The 16,747-nt window shown below is 63.3% G+C and carries 16 protein-coding genes; 5 read left to right on the top strand and 11 right to left on the bottom strand.

Annotated elements, in window-relative coordinates; genetic code table 11:
- Positions 1–31 precede the first annotated feature (31 nt).
- Positions 32–832 carry an inositol monophosphatase family protein gene (locus tag IE053_RS05740; protein WP_189573158.1) on the top strand — a complete coding sequence of 267 codons (801 nt, stop codon included), beginning with the start codon at positions 32–34 and terminating at the stop codon, positions 830–832.
- A gap of 50 nt (positions 833–882) precedes the next feature.
- On the opposite strand, the gene IE053_RS05745 is transcribed toward IE053_RS05740, so the two are convergent.
- Positions 883–2,481 carry a peptide MFS transporter gene (locus tag IE053_RS05745; RefSeq protein WP_189573161.1) on the bottom strand — a complete coding sequence of 533 codons (1,599 nt, stop codon included), beginning with the start codon at positions 2,479–2,481 and terminating at the stop codon, positions 883–885.
- 203 nt (positions 2,482–2,684) lie between these two features.
- Between IE053_RS05745 and IE053_RS05750 the strand changes: the two genes are divergently transcribed.
- Positions 2,685–4,460, top strand: coding sequence for an ATP-binding protein (locus IE053_RS05750; protein WP_189573164.1), 1,776 nt, complete (start codon positions 2,685–2,687; stop codon positions 4,458–4,460).
- On the opposite strand, the gene IE053_RS05755 is transcribed toward IE053_RS05750, so the two are convergent.
- A complete protein-coding gene (locus IE053_RS05755) occupies positions 4,453–5,076 on the bottom strand; it encodes an exopolysaccharide biosynthesis protein (RefSeq protein ID WP_189573167.1) in 624 nt (207 codons plus the stop codon). The genes IE053_RS05750 and IE053_RS05755 overlap by 8 nt on opposite strands.
- A gap of 97 nt (positions 5,077–5,173) precedes the next feature.
- On the opposite strand from IE053_RS05755, the gene IE053_RS05760 reads away from it, so the two are divergent.
- A complete protein-coding gene (locus IE053_RS05760; RefSeq protein ID WP_189573170.1) occupies positions 5,174–5,797 on the top strand; it encodes a DnaJ-like cysteine-rich domain-containing protein in 624 nt (207 codons plus the stop codon).
- On the top strand, positions 5,761–6,450 hold the full coding sequence (locus IE053_RS05765; RefSeq protein ID WP_189573173.1) for a class I SAM-dependent DNA methyltransferase: 690 nt from the start codon (positions 5,761–5,763) through the stop codon (positions 6,448–6,450). The genes IE053_RS05760 and IE053_RS05765 overlap by 37 nt, the downstream gene beginning before the upstream one ends.
- Positions 6,451–6,524: 74 nt before the next feature.
- Here the strand turns inward: IE053_RS05765 and lpdA are convergent, their stop codons facing one another.
- The 7 genes from lpdA to IE053_RS05800 all read right to left on the bottom strand — a co-directional run bounded on the left by lpdA (position 6,525) and on the right by IE053_RS05800 (position 13,398).
- A complete protein-coding gene (gene lpdA, locus IE053_RS05770; RefSeq protein ID WP_189573176.1) occupies positions 6,525–7,934 on the bottom strand; it encodes a dihydrolipoyl dehydrogenase in 1,410 nt (469 codons plus the stop codon).
- Positions 7,935–7,997: 63 nt separating this feature from the next.
- Positions 7,998–8,795, bottom strand: coding sequence for a sulfite exporter TauE/SafE family protein (locus IE053_RS05775; RefSeq protein WP_189573181.1), 798 nt, complete (start codon positions 8,793–8,795; stop codon positions 7,998–8,000).
- The gene (gene dusA, locus IE053_RS05780; protein WP_189573184.1) at positions 8,792–9,766 is read right to left on the bottom strand and encodes a tRNA dihydrouridine(20/20a) synthase DusA; all 975 of its coding nucleotides are present in this window, start codon (positions 9,764–9,766) and stop codon (positions 8,792–8,794) included. The genes IE053_RS05775 and dusA overlap by 4 nt, the downstream gene beginning before the upstream one ends.
- Before the next feature lie 252 nt (positions 9,767–10,018).
- Entirely contained in the window at positions 10,019–10,924 is a 906-nt protein-coding gene (locus IE053_RS05785) for an SMP-30/gluconolactonase/LRE family protein (protein WP_189573187.1), read from the bottom strand.
- A gap of 78 nt (positions 10,925–11,002) precedes the next feature.
- Positions 11,003–11,680, bottom strand: a complete 678-nt coding sequence (locus IE053_RS05790; protein ID WP_229786074.1) for a nitroreductase — start codon at positions 11,678–11,680, stop codon at positions 11,003–11,005.
- Complete coding sequence (locus tag IE053_RS05795; RefSeq protein ID WP_189573190.1) at positions 11,677–12,339, bottom strand: hypothetical protein; 663 nt, start codon at positions 12,337–12,339, stop codon at positions 11,677–11,679. The genes IE053_RS05790 and IE053_RS05795 overlap by 4 nt, the downstream gene beginning before the upstream one ends.
- A 6-nt stretch (positions 12,340–12,345) precedes the next feature.
- The gene (locus tag IE053_RS05800; protein WP_189573193.1) at positions 12,346–13,398 is read right to left on the bottom strand and encodes a phosphotransferase family protein; all 1,053 of its coding nucleotides are present in this window, start codon (positions 13,396–13,398) and stop codon (positions 12,346–12,348) included.
- 130 nt (positions 13,399–13,528) lie between these two features.
- Here IE053_RS05800 and IE053_RS05805 point away from each other — a divergent pair, with 130 nt between their 5' ends.
- Complete coding sequence (locus IE053_RS05805; RefSeq protein WP_189573195.1) at positions 13,529–14,752, top strand: BaiN/RdsA family NAD(P)/FAD-dependent oxidoreductase; 1,224 nt, start codon at positions 13,529–13,531, stop codon at positions 14,750–14,752.
- On the opposite strand, the gene IE053_RS05810 is transcribed toward IE053_RS05805, so the two are convergent.
- Positions 14,749–16,002, bottom strand: a complete 1,254-nt coding sequence (locus tag IE053_RS05810) for a glycosyltransferase family 4 protein (RefSeq protein ID WP_189573198.1) — start codon at positions 16,000–16,002, stop codon at positions 14,749–14,751. The genes IE053_RS05805 and IE053_RS05810 overlap by 4 nt on opposite strands.
- Positions 16,002–16,736, bottom strand: a complete 735-nt coding sequence (locus IE053_RS05815; RefSeq protein WP_189573201.1) for a cytochrome b/b6 domain-containing protein — start codon at positions 16,734–16,736, stop codon at positions 16,002–16,004. Before IE053_RS05815 ends, IE053_RS05810 begins: the two co-directional genes overlap by 1 nt.
- Positions 16,737–16,747 lie beyond the last annotated feature (11 nt).

Below are 16,747 nucleotides of genomic sequence, written 5' to 3' on the forward strand. Positions count from 1 at the left end.
TTTGGGGCCGGTGCAGGCCCTTGTCCGCTCCATGGACATCAGGACCCTCACCGATTTCGCAGCTGACCTCGCCAGAGCGGCCGCGCAGGAGACCCTGCCGCGGTTCCGGGCGGGCATCGATATCGTCAACAAGGCTCAGGGCGGCTTCGACCCGGTCACAGAAGGCGACCGCGAGGCCGAACGCGCCCTGCGCACCCTGATCTCCGATCGCTTCCCCGGCCACGGGATCAAGGGCGAGGAGTTCCCCGAAAAAGAAGGCACGGAGCCTTGGCGCTGGGTCCTCGACCCCATCGACGGCACCCGCGCCTTCATCTGCGGCGTCCCGATGTGGACGACGCTGATCGGGCTCGAGCATGAGGGCCGGCCCGTCTTCGGCATAATCGACCAGCCGCATCTCAAGGAACGCTGGGTCGGCGAGACCCTGAGCAACGCGAAGAGCCTCCTCGTCACCGGGCCTGCGGGAAGCCGGGTTTCGGGTTGCGCCTCGCTCTCCGAAGCACGGATGATGGCCACCGACATGCGGGCTGGCGAGTATTTCTCCGATGACGAGGCCGAGGCTGTCCTGCGTCTCGGACGCGAGGTTCGCGTCACCCGGCAGGGGCTCGACAGCTACGGCTTCGCGCTCGTCGCCTCGGGCCAGATGGACATGGTCGTCGAGGCGGGCCTCCACTGGCACGACGTCGCCGCCGTGATCCCGGTCATCGAAGCCGCAGGCGGCACCATCACCGACTGGCAGGGCGCCGAGCTCCGCGACACCGGCGGCACGCTCCAGGTCATCGTCGCCGCTTCTCCGAAGCTCGCCGAGGACGCAGCTAGGATCCTCCGCGCATAGAAAACGGGGCCGGCGAACCGGCCCCTCTTCCCAGTTTCAGTTCTGGCCGATTACGCGCGATGCGCGTCCTCGACGTGAGCACCGGGCTCGATGGTCTTGGTGCGGAGACCTTCGGACTCCGGATCGTCCGACAGGGTGTCGGCGTGGATCAACTTGTTGAGCAGCGGCGACAGGGCGATGAGGCCCACGCCCACGCCGACCGCGACCCAGCCCACATTGCTGTAGACCGCGATAACGCTGGCGCCCGGAGCCGCTGTAGCCTGCGCGATCAGGGCGGCGACTGCGTTGCCAGCACCTGAGGCTAGGAACCACGTGCCCATGATCAGGCCCACCATCGACGGCGCCGAAAGCCGCGTCATGGCCGAGAGGCCGACCGGCGACAGGCAGAGCTCACCCGTGGTGTGCAGCAGGTAGATCAGGAAGATGAAGATCACCGGCGTCAGGCCCGCCGAGGAGTTGGCGCCCCAGACGAGAACGAGGAAGCCAAGACCGAGCTGGATAATGCCGAGACCGAACTTCTGCGGCGCTGTCGGGTCCTTCCCGCGCTTGGCGAGATAGGCCCAGAACATCGCGAAGAGCGGGCCGAGGAGCACGATGTACATCGCGTTCAGCGACTGGAAGACCGAAGCGACGATCTCCTGACCGAAGATCGTCCGGTCGACTTCCCGGTCGGTATAGATATTCAGCGATGAACCCGCCTGCTCGAAGAGCCCCCAGAACAGGACCTGCATCGAGATCAGGATCAGCGCGAGGATGATCCGGTCACGGGCATGGGGTTCGAGCTGGAAGACCGAGCGCCACAGGATGTAGATCAGCGTCAGAAGGCCGAATACAATAAGCAGGATGTTGACCGTGCCCTGGTCGCGAACGAGCCACCAGACACCGACAGTCACGATCGCGGTGCCGATATAGATCAGCCATTGCGGGCTCAGGCCTGCGAACGCCGGCTTGTGGAGCTTCTGCACATCGGGAGCATCGCCCGCGCCCTTGAGGAGCGGCGTACCGAGCACGAAGACCAGAAGGCCGAGAAGCATGCCCACGCCTGCCGCGCCGAAGCCGTACTTCCAGCCGAAGGTCTCACCGAGATAACCGGCGATCAGCGCACCAGCAAAGGCACCAAGGTTGATGCCCACATAGAAGAGCGTGAAGGCCGAATCACGGCGCGGATCCGTCTTAGCATAGAGCTCACCGACGATGGTCGAGATGTTCGCCTTGAGGAAGCCCGTGCCCATGATGATGAGGGCAAGCGCGAGATAGAAGATGTTGAGAACGGCGATGTCCGGCGAACCGCCCGGCGCCACCGGCTCACCCTCGATGGCCATGGTCGCGTGACCCGCAACCAGCATGACGGCACCGATGATGATGGCCTTGCGCTGGCCCAGATAGCGGTCCGCGAGCGTGCCGCCGATGACGGGAAGGATGTAGACCAGCGTCGTATAGGCGCCATAGATGCCGTAGGCTGCGGTATCACTGAACAGGAAATGCTTGGTCAGGTAGAGGACCAGGAGCGCCCGCATGCCGTAATAGGAGAAGCGTTCCCACATCTCTGCGAAGAAGAGGATGTAAAGTCCCTTGGGGTGATTGCGCATTTGGAACAGCGCCATCGCCACACCGACCAGCGCAACGCCAGCCAGGATCAAGTAGAACATGTGTCCGTTTTCCTTCCCGCGGCGCTCTGCCCTGCCCCGCAGCCTGTTTTGAAAAAGCGCCCGCTCTGCGGCGGGCTCGAAGCTGTGACCCTAGCAAGTCCTACGGTCTTGAAAAGTGCGAAGGCGCGCCCCGGCAAGGCGGCCACGTCAACGCGATCATAGGATGTTGGCCGTAAATTCACCGCCGGCCGGGCAGTGAGAGCATGATCGGGGCACTTTGGAGCAGAATATTCGACCGGGTCGAGGCCTGGTTGCGCGTCGACTGTGACGGATCCCGCGAGACCGTCACGAGAACACGCGCAGTCTATGTCGTGGCCCTCGTGCTTGGCTTGCTGCAAGCCTTCAACACCATCGCTCTGTGGATAAGTTACGAGCGCTGGAGCACGGACTCCACCATCGCCCTGGTCGCGGCTTTGATCTTGCCGGCGTCGATCGTCTTCCTGCGATGGTCAAAGAACTTCACCGCCTACGCCACGTTCTACACCATCCTTTCCATCTCCTGCGTGTCGGGTTCGGCGCTGCAGGACCATGTCGGCATCAACTCGGCCCTGCTGCCGATGATCTGCATCGGCCCCATGATCATCGGCTATATCCTCGATTGGCGGGCCGCCCTTGCTTACGGGGTTGCTGGGCTGTTGCTGCTCGGGTTCTTCCTCTGGTGGGCGTGGGCCGAACCGCATCCCCTCTTCAGCGAGCTGCCATTCACCTGGTTTTTCCAGCGATGGCTCCAGGCGACGCTCGCCCTGATCCTCGGCACGGTCCTCGCGGTCAACGCCAGCTACAACACCTACGCCAACATCCGTCGGCTCGAGGAAAGCCTGGCCCGCGCCAAGCAGGCTGAAGCCGCGAAGTCACAATTCCTCGCCACCATGAGCCATGAGCTCCGCACGCCCCTCAACGGCGTGATCGGCATGGCCGAGGCCTTGGATTCGGCCAGGCTCGACGACAAGGAGAAAGAGCTCGTAGCCACCATCCGCCGTTCGGGCGAAAGCCTTCTCTTCATTATCGGAGACCTCCTCGACCTGTCGAAAATCGAGGCGGGCAAGATGGAAATCGAGCGCCAGCCCTTCGCGCCTCGCAGGCTGATCGAGCACGCTGCGAAGACCTGGCGCGCCAAGGCCAATGCGAAATCCGTGAACATCGAGGTCTCGATTGCCGATGACTTCCCCGAAGGCATGATCGGGGACGAGCACCGCACTGGGCAGATCATCAACAACCTCGTCTCGAATGCCGTGAAATTCACCGACGAAGGCACGATCACGATTGAAGGCCTGCGTGAGAACGGCCAGGTCGTCTTCCGGGTCACCGACACCGGACGCGGCATTCCCGAAGACCAGCAGGCCAAGATCTTCGACGCTTTCGAACAGGGCGAGAGCGGTATTACCCGCCGCTATGGCGGAACGGGGCTCGGGCTTCAGATCTGCAAGCTGCTGGCCGGGCTTCTCGACGGCTCGATCGAGCTCGAGCGTTCCGCCGAAGACCAGGGATCGAGCTTCCGCCTCACTCTCCCCCTGCGCGAGGCACAGATCGAACGGCCCGAACGCCCCCAATCCTTCCTGCATGTCGCCCCCGAGCTCGAAGGCCTCCATGTCCTCGTGGCCGAGGACAACCATGTGAACCAGCTGGTGCTGCGCGAATACCTGCGCCGCTGGAAAATGACCTTCATCTTCGCCGATGATGGTCCGTCCACGCTCGATGCTCTGGAGGCGGACCATTTCGACCTCCTCCTCCTCGACAAGCACATGCCGGGCATGAGCGGGCCGGAGGTCGCAGCAGCGATCCGCCGGTCCGATGCGCCCTACAAGGATATCCCCATCATCGCCGTCAGCGCCGACACGATGTCCGGGGAAGACGCCCGCGCCCGCGCCGCGGGCATGGACGGTTACGTATCGAAGCCGGTGCGGCCCAACGCCCTCCTCATGACCATTGCCGAAGTGCTCGAAGACCGCGCTCTCGCCAGGAACCGCTCGGCTAGCTGAACAATCCGGCCACCTCGTCCCACGGCACGAAGGCGATGCTGACATAGACAGCAGCGGCGGTGATCGCCCAGCCGACGAGCATCATCAGCCCGTCCCGTGCCGTCAGCGCCACGCCGGAAAAGGTGAGCGCCGCTCCGGGGAGTGCCACGGCACTGATGAATTCGAGAGGAATCATCAACAGTGCATGAAGAAGGGCCGCGACGCCCACGAGCCGCGCGCTGGTCGGACCCACGAGGACAGTCAGCCGCTCGGTGAACAGCCTGTCGATCCTTCGCAGCCAGGGCTGCATCTTGGTCTTCGCGTTCTCGATCTTCTCGCGCTCGAAACTCACTTCGCGCAGGCGCTTTGGCAACCAGATCCGGGTCGCTCCGGCGATGAACTGCACGGAGTAAAGAACCAGCGCCGCGCCAAGGAGGATCGGCACGCCCGGCACGGCCCCGATCGGCGGAAACAGGGCCAGGAGCCCGAAGAGAATCAGCACCGGGCCAAGCGACTGCGCCCCGAAGGCATCGACCAGCTCGCCCACGGAGGTCTTCTCGCCATCGGATGACTCGCGTGCCTCCTCGAGGATGTCCTCGAGCGGCTCGGTGTCGTCATTTGCCGGCTGCTGCTCCATGCCTGCCCAACACGTCCGAGGGCGAGGAGTGCCCGCCGGCATTGACGGGAAGGCATCCGTGAGCGTTCACTAATACCGGAGCAGGTGGATTGTCTGGATGAGCGGAGCGATGACAGGGCCGGGCTGGACCGGCAGCCGTATTCTCGCCGTGATGCAGCGGATGGGCCTCGATCCGAGACCGGCCGAGCCAGAGGCCGGCGACGACCTGCGCATCATCTCCGGCCTCGATCCGGCAAGCCAGCTCCCCTTCGGTGCGATGTATTTCGCCGAACCCCATGACGGGGTGAGCTATCTCTCGCTCATCGCCCTGATCGAGGCGCCGGGCCTGACCGAGGCAGGTGCGAAGCGGATCGGGGCGCGGCTATCGGTCGCCACGGCTTTCATCGACCAGGGCCATCTCTGCGTGTTTGCCGAGCTCAACACCAAGCCTCCCTTCACCGACGATTTCTTCAGCACACAGCTCGACTTCTTTCTCAAGGATCTCCGGCTCGCCGCCCAGATGCTCTTCGGCTCCAGTGACATGACCTTTCGCGCCGTGGATGCTTTCCGCGAAGTCAGGCGTCGCCGCGGTGACAGCGCGCCCATTGTCCGCGCCCTTCTCGGTCGCAGCAAGGGCGACGCTTTCACCGCCGCCACCGTGACGTGCAGCCGTTGCAACGGGACCGGCCGCCGGTTCCTGCGGCCATGCCGGGACTGCTACGGCACGGGAGAGAAGCGCTGAGCGCGCCCGACCTCGAAACGATCCGCGAGCGGACGGTTAATGTCTATGACCAACACGCCATTGGCTGGGATCGTCACCGGGTGCGGATCTTCTATGAGCAGGCATGGCTCGAGCGCCTCACCGCCAGGCTGCCGCGGGGTGCGTCTGTCCTCGATCTCGGCTGCGGTGCCGGGGACCCGATCGCCGCGTGGCTCATCGCGCAGGGCTTCGCCGTCACCGGTGTGGACTTTGCCGAAGGGATGCTGAGGATCGCGCGGGCGCGCTACCCCTCGGCCCGCTGGCTGTTGCAGGACATGCGCGTTCTCGACATCGACGGACCCTTCGATGCGATCATTAGCTGGGACGGCTCCTTCCATCTGACGACGGACGAACAGCGCGCACTCTTGCCAAGGCTCGCGAGCCTCCTCGCCCCCGGCGGACGTCTGCTCCTGACTGTAGGCCCCCACGAGGGCGAAGTCACCGGCGTCGTCGAAGGCGAGCAGGTCTACCACGCCAGCCTCGCGCCCGATGAATACAGGGACCGCCTCGAAGCCTTGGGCCTCGACGCTGACATCACGACCAACGACCAAACAGTCGAGGACCGCACCATCCTCTTCGCGGTGAAGCGCTCGCGCCGCTCCCGAGCGCGGTCAACGCAGCAACCTAGAAGATGATCCGTGTACAGACGTTATTGCACCAAGCCTCATACAGCGAAGTGCAAGGCCAAAGATGAAGCGATGCAAGCCGGCTAGGCTTGCATCGTCCAGCCTTCGACACCCATCGCGGCTTGGCGCAGGGCTTCGGTGCGGGTCGGGTGCGGATGGCAGACCCGTGCGATGTCTTCCGAGCTGCCCCCGAAGGCCATGGCCACGCATGCTTCGGCGATGATCTCCCCGACCCCGGCGCCGATCATGTGGACACCGAGGATGCGGTCCGTCTTCTTGTCCGCGAGCACTTTCACGAAACCGTCCGTCTCGTGATTGGTTTTCGCGCGCGAGTTCGCGGCGAAGGGGAACTTGCCGACGGCGTACTCGACACCCTCTTCCTTCAGCTGCTCTTCGGTTTTGCCGACCGTCGCGACCTCGGGGTTGGTGTAGACGACGCCCGGAATGATTCCGTAATCGACATGACCGTAGCCGGTCTTGATGAACTCGGCCACAGCGACGGCTTCCTCTTCCGCCTTGTGCGCCAGCATCGGGCCGGGGATGACGTCGCCGATGGCGTAGATGCCGTCCACGCCCGTGCGCCAGTGGGCGTCGACTTCGATGAAACCGCGCTGGTTCGGCTCGATTCCGACCGTGTCGAGACCAAGATTTTCCGTGTACGGCTTACGCCCGATCGAGATCAAGACCACATCCGCGTCGATCTTCTCCTGCTCGCCGCCTTGCGCAGGCTCGACGGTGAGGGTCGCGCCCTTGTTCGTCTTGTCGATCCCGACAACCTTGGTGCCGAGCTTGAAATCCATGCCCTGCTTTTTCAGGATACGCTGGAACTGTTTCGACACTTCTGCGTCCATGCCCGGCGTGATGCGGTCGAGGAACTCCACCACCGTGACCTTGGCGCCGAGGCGACGCCAGACCGAGCCCATCTCGAGCCCGATATAGCCCCCGCCGACCACGACCATGTGCTCGGGCACCTTGCCCAGCGAAAGCGCACCGGTCGAGGAGACGATCACCTCTTCGTCGATCTCGACCCCCGGCAGGGACATGATGTCCGAACCCGTCGCGATGATGATGTTCTTGGCACTGAGGGTTTCGGTTCCCTCATCGGTTGTCACCTCGACCTTGCCCTTGCCGGCAATCCTGCCCCAGCCATTGTAGCCATCGATCTTGTTCTTCTTGAACAGGTACTCGATGCCCTTGGTCAGGCCGTTCACTGCGTCGTCCTTCTGGCCAAGCATCTTGCCGAGATCGAGTTCGACGCCCGAGACCTTCACGCCAAGGTCGGCCATGTGCTTCTCGGCCACCTCGAAGATCTCCGACGCGTGCAGCATCGCCTTCGAGGGGATGCAACCGACATTCAGGCAGGTGCCGCCGAATTTCTTGGTTTCGCGCTTGTCGATGCAAGCGGTCTTGAGGCCGAGCTGGGCCGCGCGGATCGCTGCGTTATAGCCCCCGGGGCCACCACCGATGACGACGACGTCGTACTCTTTGCTCATCACGAGAACTCCTTGATCGGCCCGCAGGTATGCCGCGCGCGAGGAGGGGTCAACCGTGACGGGTCATACGAAGAACGCCTCGCGCACCAGAAGGACGCCGGTAACCAGCAGATAGACGCCGAAGACCTTCGACAGCCGCTCCGCCGAGAGGCTGTGCGCCAGCCTCGCCCCCAGCGGGGCGAAAAGCACCGTTCCCAGCGCCACAGCGAGAAACCCCGGCAGGTGAACGAACCCGATGGCTCCCGGCAGGGCCGCCTGCCCCCAACCGGCCAGCATGAAACCAAGGCTGCCCGGTATCGCGATGGCCATGCCGAAGCCCGCTGCCGTGGCCACCGCCTGATGGATCGTCTTGCCCTGCGCGGTCAGCAGGATGACCCCGATCACGCCGCCGCCAATCCCCATCAGCGATGAGACCAGCCCCGTTGCCGTGGCCGCCCCCCGCTGGGCCAGCGGCGACATCGTGATGGTCTTGCGCACGCCCCGCTGCCCGCGCAGCCGCTGGATGGCAATGCCGAAAATCCCGATCGCGAAAAAGGCGAGCAGCACATCGCCGCTGATCACTCGCGCCAGCCCTGCGCCAAGCAGCGCGCCGAGCGCGATGAACGGACCCCATCTTTTCAGCACCCCGAAGTCCACCGCCCCGCGTTTGTGGTGCGCACGGAGCGACCGCGCCGATGTCACGATGATGGTCGCCAGCGATGTGCCGACCGCCGTCTTCATCGCGACCTCTGGATCAGCCCCGCCCTGGATGAACACGAGATAGAGCACCGGCACGATGACCACGCCGCCACCAATGCCGAACAGCCCGCCAAGCGTTCCCGCGAAGGCCCCCGTCAGCGCAAGGAGAATGTACTGGATCAAGCGGGCTCCGGCTCTTGGGCAAGGCCCTCTTCACGCACGATCCGCAGCAGAAGGGAAGGCTCCGCATCGCGCGCTTCCTCCGAAATCCTCCGCCGCCAGCGCCGCGCCCCCGGACGGCCTGCGAAGAGGCCGAGCATGTGGCGGGCATAGCGCCACAGGGGCGTCCCGTCCGCCTCGGCTTTCGCCACGACGGCCGCCACCACGTCCTCCACCGAAGGCACCTCGCGCCTATCGCCGAAGAACAGCCCGTCCACCTCGCGCAGGATTGCCGGGCGCTCATAGGCAGCCCGGCCCAGCATCACGCCATCGACCTTCGGCAGATGCGCGAACCCCTCCTGCGGCGATGCCACACCGCCATTGAGGATGACGTTCATGTCGCCAAACCGCTCCTTCATCCGGAAGACAATGTCGTAATCGAGCGGCGGGATCGTCCGGTTCTCTTTCGGACTGAGCCCCTGTAGCCAGGCCTTGCGCGCATGGACGATCACCGTATCGATCCCGGCTTCTCGGACATGCTCGATGAAGCGGGGCAGGATCACCTCGGGGGCCTGGTCGTCGATGCCGATCCGGCATTTTGCCGTGACCGGCAGGAAGGTCGCCTCGCGCATCGCGATCAGGCAATCGCGCACCAGCTCGGGCTCCGCCATCAGGCACGCACCAAAGCGCCCCGACTGCACCCTGTCGGAGGGGCAGCCGACATTCATGTTGATCTCTTGGTAGCCGTAAGCCGCGCCAATCCGCGCCGCCTCGGCCATCTTCGCAGGGTCCGAGCCGCCAAGCTGCAGCGCCGTCGGCCCTCCATGGTCATAAGCCAAGAGGTGGTCCCGGTCCCCATTCAGGATCGCCTCGGCGGTAATCATCTCGGTATAGAGCAGCGCACGCCGTGTCATCTGCCGGTGAAAGAACCGGCAGAACCGGTCCGTCCAGTCGATCATCGGCGCGACGGAGAAGCGATGCGGCGCGTGGGTCATTGGGGGCGTATAGGGGCAGAGCTCGCCGGGGGCAAAACGGCGCCATTCTGCCTGAGCGATGTCATTCGGGGGCAGGCAACGCCTGAGCCCGGAACCCGAACGGCGCTCCCTATGGCCTTTGGGTGCGAGCCTCACCCGCTCCGGAATTACATAAAAAACGGTGATGGAAGCAAAGCTCGCCTTTGGGCCTCAGATGACGAGGGGGAGGGATCGTCAATCGCCACTTCCTGACACACTGGGTGCAGTCGTCCCCTACAAGTCGAAATATGCCAACGCATCCTCGTAGATGCTGCCCATCCAGACCCGGCCATCCTTCTCCCTCACGCCGGTCACGTGATGATACGTTTTCGGATCACCTTCGAGGAAATGAACCAGCCTCCCGCCGGGTTCGAACGCCATGACCCAGCAGATTCGCGGCACCTTGGGCTGCAGGTTCTCGGGCAGGGCCGAAACGATCCTGCGAACCAGCAGCGGCGACTGATGAAGCTTTGTCACGGCCGGGTTCCGGGGCGCGGGCACTGCTACCCAGAAAAGTCCATCCGTACCAAGAGCGATATTGTCGGGATAACCCGGCAGATCCGCGAAAAGCTCCGACCGCCCATCGTCGAGCCAGACCTTGTGGATCCGGCACTGCCCCGTCTCGGCGACGAGAACGAATTTCTCATCGGGGTCGAGCGCAACCCCGTTCGCAAAGGTGATGTCCTCCAGAAGAACCTCGGGCTCCCGCCCCTGCCGCCAGCGGATCAGCCTGCCCGTCCGTGTGTCTTCGACAATATCGTTGCGGTATTTCTCGAGATGGTATGTCTGCGAACTTTCGGAGAAATAGATCGTTCCGTCCTTCGCGATCGAGGCATTGTTGCAGACGCCGAACGGCTTTCCGAAAATCTCGGGCAGGAGAGCTTCGACTTCCCCGGTCCGGGGATCGACGGCCTGCAGGCCGAGGTCGGCATTGCAGACCAGGACCCGCCCATCAGCCATCAGCTCGACGCCGAGGCCTCGCCCGCCAATGTCGCAGACTTTCTCCGCCACCTCCGCCCCCGGCGGGACCCGCAACAGCCAGCCATCATTGCGCAGCGCCGAATAGACCGTGCCGTCATCCGCGATCACAGCGTCTTCAGGGCCTTGGCGCGGTGACGCGACTCTCGTGACATCGGGCATGGGGCGGGGATTGGGGAAGCTGTCCATGTCGCCAGAATGCCGCCTTTCCGGCGCTTACGGAAGGATCAGCCGCAGTCCTCAGAAGCCCCGGAACTCGGCCACGTCCTCGAGGCTAGCCCGCTCGCTACGCCAATTGTTGATCGGCGCCGACTTGTCCTCATGCCCCAAAGCCATGCCACAATAGATCACCTCGGCTTCATCCAGTCCGAAATGTCCGTGCAGCGTCTCGCGAACCTTGCCCCAAGCCTCCTGCATGCAGGTCGCAAGGCCCGCCTCTTCGGCCAGCAACGCGATCGTCTGCATCAGCATACCGAGATGGGCCCACTGGCCATGGCCGAACTCTCTCCGCGTGACGAAGAAAAGGCCAACAGGCGCACCGAAGAACCTGAAGTTCTCCGCAAGCTGCGCATAGCGTCCAGCCTTGTCCTCGCGGGGAATACCGATGGCACCATAAAGGTCCTCACCGACCCTGAAGCGTCGCGTGCGGAAAGGTTCTCCGAGCTTCTTGGGATAGACGGGGTATTCGTCATCCTCGCCCTCGGGGTTCTTGAAGAGGGCCGATTGAGCAAGAGGGGTCAGGGCATCCTTCTCTTCCCCAGCCACGGCGATGATCCTCCAAGGCTGGAGATTACCCCCCGAAGGTGCCTGCAGCGCGCGGGAAAGAAGTTCACGAACGGTTTCTTCCGGCACCGGATCGGGCAGGAAGGCGCGGCAGGAATGACGACGGGCAACAGCTTCGGATACAGACAAGGTCATCGTCGGCTCTCCTCGATTTCTTCGAGCACCTCGCGCGCAAGATCGAGGCTCGCATTGGCATACCTGACCTGCAAACCATGGGCGACGATCATGTAATTCACTTCGCCCACCGCCTCGCGAAAGCCCTCATAATCACCGTCCAAAGGTATGAGGTACCGCAACGTGATCCGTGAAGGATCAAAAGCCTCGAGCGCCCAGTCCAGACCCCGATTGGCAACTTCCGTATCGAGATGATAGGCAACGAGTGCTGCGCGCAGCTCCTGATTATCGAGGCGGCTCAGTGCGCCCGATGCCTGCATCTCGACATAGGTAGGCGAAGGCCGCGCAGGCCGCGAAGCCGATATCATCGCGTCGATATGGCTGGAGATATCTCGCTCCGACAGGGGCGTCTCATCTTCGAGGAAAGCCCGCAGCTCCGTGACGAGTTCGAGGTAATTTTCAGAGCGCTCCCGCTGCTCGAGCAGCGTCTCCTCGATGAAGGCAAAGTCCTGCTTGAGCTTGTCGATCAGGACCCTCTCCCGCTCCGCCTCGGCCCGGTCCTCGTTCCAGTTGCCGAGCTGCACGCCCAGGAAAACACCGACCGCCACGATGAAGAACTCGATCGTCACCGCGAGCCAGTTCTGCTCCCGCACGCCTTTCGCAACCGTGCTCAGCACCATGACAGATCACCCCCCCGCGAACTGCTTCGCCATCTGAGACAGAGGTGCCACCATCTTGCCGTAGCCCAGTGCCTTCTCGCTCGACGCATTGCCGTCTTTCGCGCGCTTGTAGACGCCCTGGACAATCCCGGCGAGCCGGAAAAGATTGTAGGCGAAATAGAAGTTGAGGTCCTCGGGAACCTCCGCTCCCGTCTTTTCGCGGTAGCGGTCGATCAACTCCTCCTCACGCGGAATACCGAGGCTTTCCAGATCCTGCCCGACAAGACTCTCTCCACGGCTGGGGTCCAGCGGAATCTTCCACGACAGAAGGTAATAAGTGAGGTCGGCAAGCGGATGGCCAAGCGTCGACAGCTCCCAGTCGATGAGCCCCATAGGCGTTGGGCTGTCCTTGGCGAACATGCAGTTGTCGAGGCGGAAGTCTCCGTGGATCAGACAGGTCTCGTCCGCGTCGGGAATGTTCTTCGGAAGCCAGTCGATGAGCCAGTTCATCGGCTCGATATCGTCGGTCTCGGAGGCTTTGTACTGCTTCGACCAGCGCCCGATCTGCCGGGCGAGATAGTCGCCTTCGGGCCCGAAATCCCCGAGGCCCACCGCCTTGTAGTCGACCGAATGAAGCGCGGCGAGGGTGTCGGTGAGATTGAGATAGACCTTGCCCCTCTCATCCTTGGGCAGTTCGCTGAGGAGCGGGTTCCAGAAGATGCGCCCGTCCATGAATTCCATGATAAAGAACTCAGAGCCGATCATGTCGGCATCGTCTGTATGGAAAAGGACCTTCGGCACAGGCACGTCAGTGTCGGCCAGCGCGCTCATCACCCGCGCCTCCCGGCCGACCTGGTGGGCCGAGCCGAGCAGCTTGCCGGGCGGCTTGCGGCGCAGGACGTAACGCCCCTCTGCGGTCGTGATGAGATAGGTCGGGTTCGACTGGCCACCCTTGAACTTCTTGACCTCTATGTCACCCGAAAGACCGGGAACCGAAGCGCCTGCGCCCTTCTTCAGCCCTTCGATATCGAAAGCGAGGTGATCGGGAACGTCGCCCAGTCCGGAAAAGTCGCTGGCCATGCTGGCCTCCCTTGGATCGTTTTTCCTGTTGTGGCGGAGTTGCGCCGAGGAACCAAGGCGGGCGCAGCATCTTGGCCGCTTGACGGGCGGGTGCCTCTGCCCCGAGAGGGCCGGGTCCAAGGAGTGATGCTTGTCCCAAGACCCTGAAAGCTACGACGTGATCGCCCTCGGCGCAGGCGCCGCTGGCCTTTTCTTTGCCGCCGAGGCGGGAAAGCGGGGCAAGCGAGTGCTGCTGCTCGACCATGCGAAGAAGATCGGCGAGAAAATCAGGATCTCCGGCGGCGGGCGGTGCAATTTCACCAATATCCACGCCAAGCCAGAGAACTTCCTGTCGCAAAATCCCAAGTTCTGCATCTCCGCCCTACGCGGCTTCACGGCGCAGGACTTCATCAAGCGGGTCGATGCTGCCGGCATCGGATGGCATGAGAAGCATCTCGGCCAGCTTTTCTGCGACGATAGCGCCCAGGCGATCATCGACATGCTGGTGCGAGACTGCGAAAGCCATGGCGTCACCATCCGTACGGAAACGGAGATCGAGCGCGTTGCGCGTGGCAACACGGGGTTCGCCGTCGCGGCAGGCGGCGCGGTCCATGCGGCTCCGGCCCTCGTGGTCGCGACCGGTGGCAAGTCGATCCCGAAGATAGGAGCGACAGGCTTTGGCTATCAGCTCGCGGAGCAGTTTGGTCTGAAGGTTGTCGAGCCGCGCCCGGCCCTGGTCCCGCTGACCTTCGAGGGCGCGATCAAGGACATGGCGAAAGACCTCTCCGGGGTCTCCGTCCCCGCGCGGGTCACGGCATCTCCCGAGGCGGTCTTCGGCAGGAGGCGCAAGAAGCCGACGGCCTTCGAAGACGGATTTCTGTTTACCCATCGCGGCCTCTCCGGGCCTTCGATCCTGCAGATCTCCAGCTATTGGCGCGAAGGCGGCGGCGTGACCGTTGACCTCTCGCCCGCCAATGATGTCTATGAAACACTCCGGGCACGGCGGGCAAAGGGCGGCAAGACGGAAATCCAGACGGCCCTCTCGGAAGTCCTGCCACGACGACTCGCGCAAAGCCTTGCAAGCCATGAGGGTTGGCGCGGCAATCTCGCCGATTTCTCCGACCGGAAACTGAGAGCCGTTGCTGATCGGGTGCATGGCTGGGGAGTTAGACCGGCAGGATCCGAGGGCTACCGCACCGCAGAGGTCACGCTTGGCGGCGTGGATACGGACGGTCTCAATTCGAAGTCCATGGAAGCCAAGGACGTGCCCGGCCTCTATTTCATCGGCGAAGTCGTTGACGTGACCGGCTGGCTCGGCGGCTACAACTTCCAGTGGGCCTGGTCCTCAGCCTACGCAGCAGCCCGCTCGGTCTAGGCGATCTTGCGGAGCTTTCCAGCGAGGGTGCTGTCGCCCTTCTTCTCGGCAATGCCAATGAGAAGGTCGAAATAGGCTTTCATCGCCACGTCCTCGGACCAACGGCTCTCGAATTTCTCGAGCGCCAGCCGCCCAAGCCGCTCGCGCGTGTCGCCTTCCATCAGCTTACGAACGGCATCGATGATATGCTCGGGTTTCTCGAACAGGAACCCAGCGCCGGTCTCTTGGACGATCTCGCGATAGGCACCAAGGTCACGCGCGATGATCGGCGTGCCGGCACGGAACGCCTCGATCGAGACCAGCGGGAAAACCTCGTGACACCGCGAGGGCGTCACCACGGCAAGGGCCTTGCGATAGTAGGTCCCCATCTCCTGCGGATCGAGACGCCCCAGCCACCTTACCCGGCTGTTCTCGGGCTCTATCCTCAGGAGTTCGTCTTTATACGCTCCATCGCCTGCGATCAGCAGGTCGCAGGGCGCATCCGGGCCGAACAGCGGAACCACATCCTGAAGCCCCTTGATGATCTCGAGCCGCCCGGCGAAGAAGAGGTAAGGCACGCCGCCATTGAGGTGCTCCTCCTCCCCTTGCGGTGCGGGATCGGCGGGAAGGAAGCTCGGCAGGACCTGCATCGGGAACCTGAAGCCGAATTCCGCATGGTTGTGGGCACTGGCCTGGCTGAGCGCGATAAAGGCGTCGACCTCGGCGGCCTGTTTCTCGAGGAGGTCCGTATACCGCCAAAGCTGCGGCGGGCGGCGGTGAGCGATTTGGCAGCGGAAGCATTCGCGCCCGTCGCAGACCTCGCGGTTGTGTCGCCAAAGGATGTGCGATGGACAGACGAGCCAATGCTCATGCGCCGTGTAGATTTTCAGCGCACTGCCGATAGACAGCACCCCCGGTCCGCCCATCAGCGAGATGTTGTGGTAGTGGATGATGTCGGCATCCGCGACCGCCGCCTCGATACTCGGCTTGGTGGCGAGCGGCCTGCCCAGCTGCTGGATGGCGAGGGTTTCGAGGAAGGGACGCTTCGCTTCCACAGGAACGACCCTGTACGGACGGCCCTCGGGTGCTGTCATGCCTTCGGAAGCCTTGCCGGCGAGCAAGCGGTAGGCATCAGGATTATGGACCACCGTGACCTGGCATCCGCGCTCGGTGAGAAGCCCGGCAAAGCGTTCGAGATAGATGCCGTCGCCGCCGAAATTGAACGGCGGGAAGAATGTCGAGACGAGCGCGATATGGGGTCCGGACAACATCAGGGGTCAGGCGTCTCCCGCTTCGGGCCGAAAAGCATGATCCGGGCGAAACCCCGACGCTTTTCCTGACCCGGTAGCGACCACTCGAACTTGAGCTGGCCGAGGATGTGGACAAGGCCGATAAGAAGGACGACGTAGCCGGAATAGACATGAACCTTGCCGACGGGGATCTTGATTTTCATCACCGTGCGTGCACGGCGTTTGTCGTGGGTCGACTTGTCGAGCGGCTTCACCTCGGATAACGGGAGGCCGTCCGCGGCAACATAGCGCTTCACGAACGGTCCCAGCGGCGGGTGGAAAAGATCCGTCCCTGCACGGAATAATCCGGTAACCATCAAGACAAAGAACATCGCGTAGAAGACTGCGATCACTGTCCTACTGATGGGTGAGCGACCGGCGAAACGGGTCTTCCTCTTTCCCTTGCGGATGCCTTCCACCTGCCTGCTGAGGCGCAGGACTTCGTCCTGGCGCGGAAGGACGTCTTTCATCCGAGGAAGGACGGCCCGAACGAGAGGAAGGATCAGCCTGACCGCCAGGACGGCAAGAAATCCGTAGGAGGCAAAGGCGTGGGTATAAACGAGAACGTACTTCAACTGGGGGAAGCCGAGCTCGTCACGGAAATGGATCGCGTAACCTGTCAGCGCGAGAAAGATCACGAACAGGCCGATGGCCCAGTGGAGATAGCGCAACACCCGGCCATAGGGGTCATGCGTTTTCGAAGCTGTACCCTGCATGGTATCCACTG

Origin of the sequence: Parvularcula lutaonensis (assembly GCF_014651915.1) — a bacterium.
Taxonomy (GTDB): domain Bacteria; phylum Pseudomonadota; class Alphaproteobacteria; order Caulobacterales; family Parvularculaceae; genus Parvularcula; species Parvularcula lutaonensis.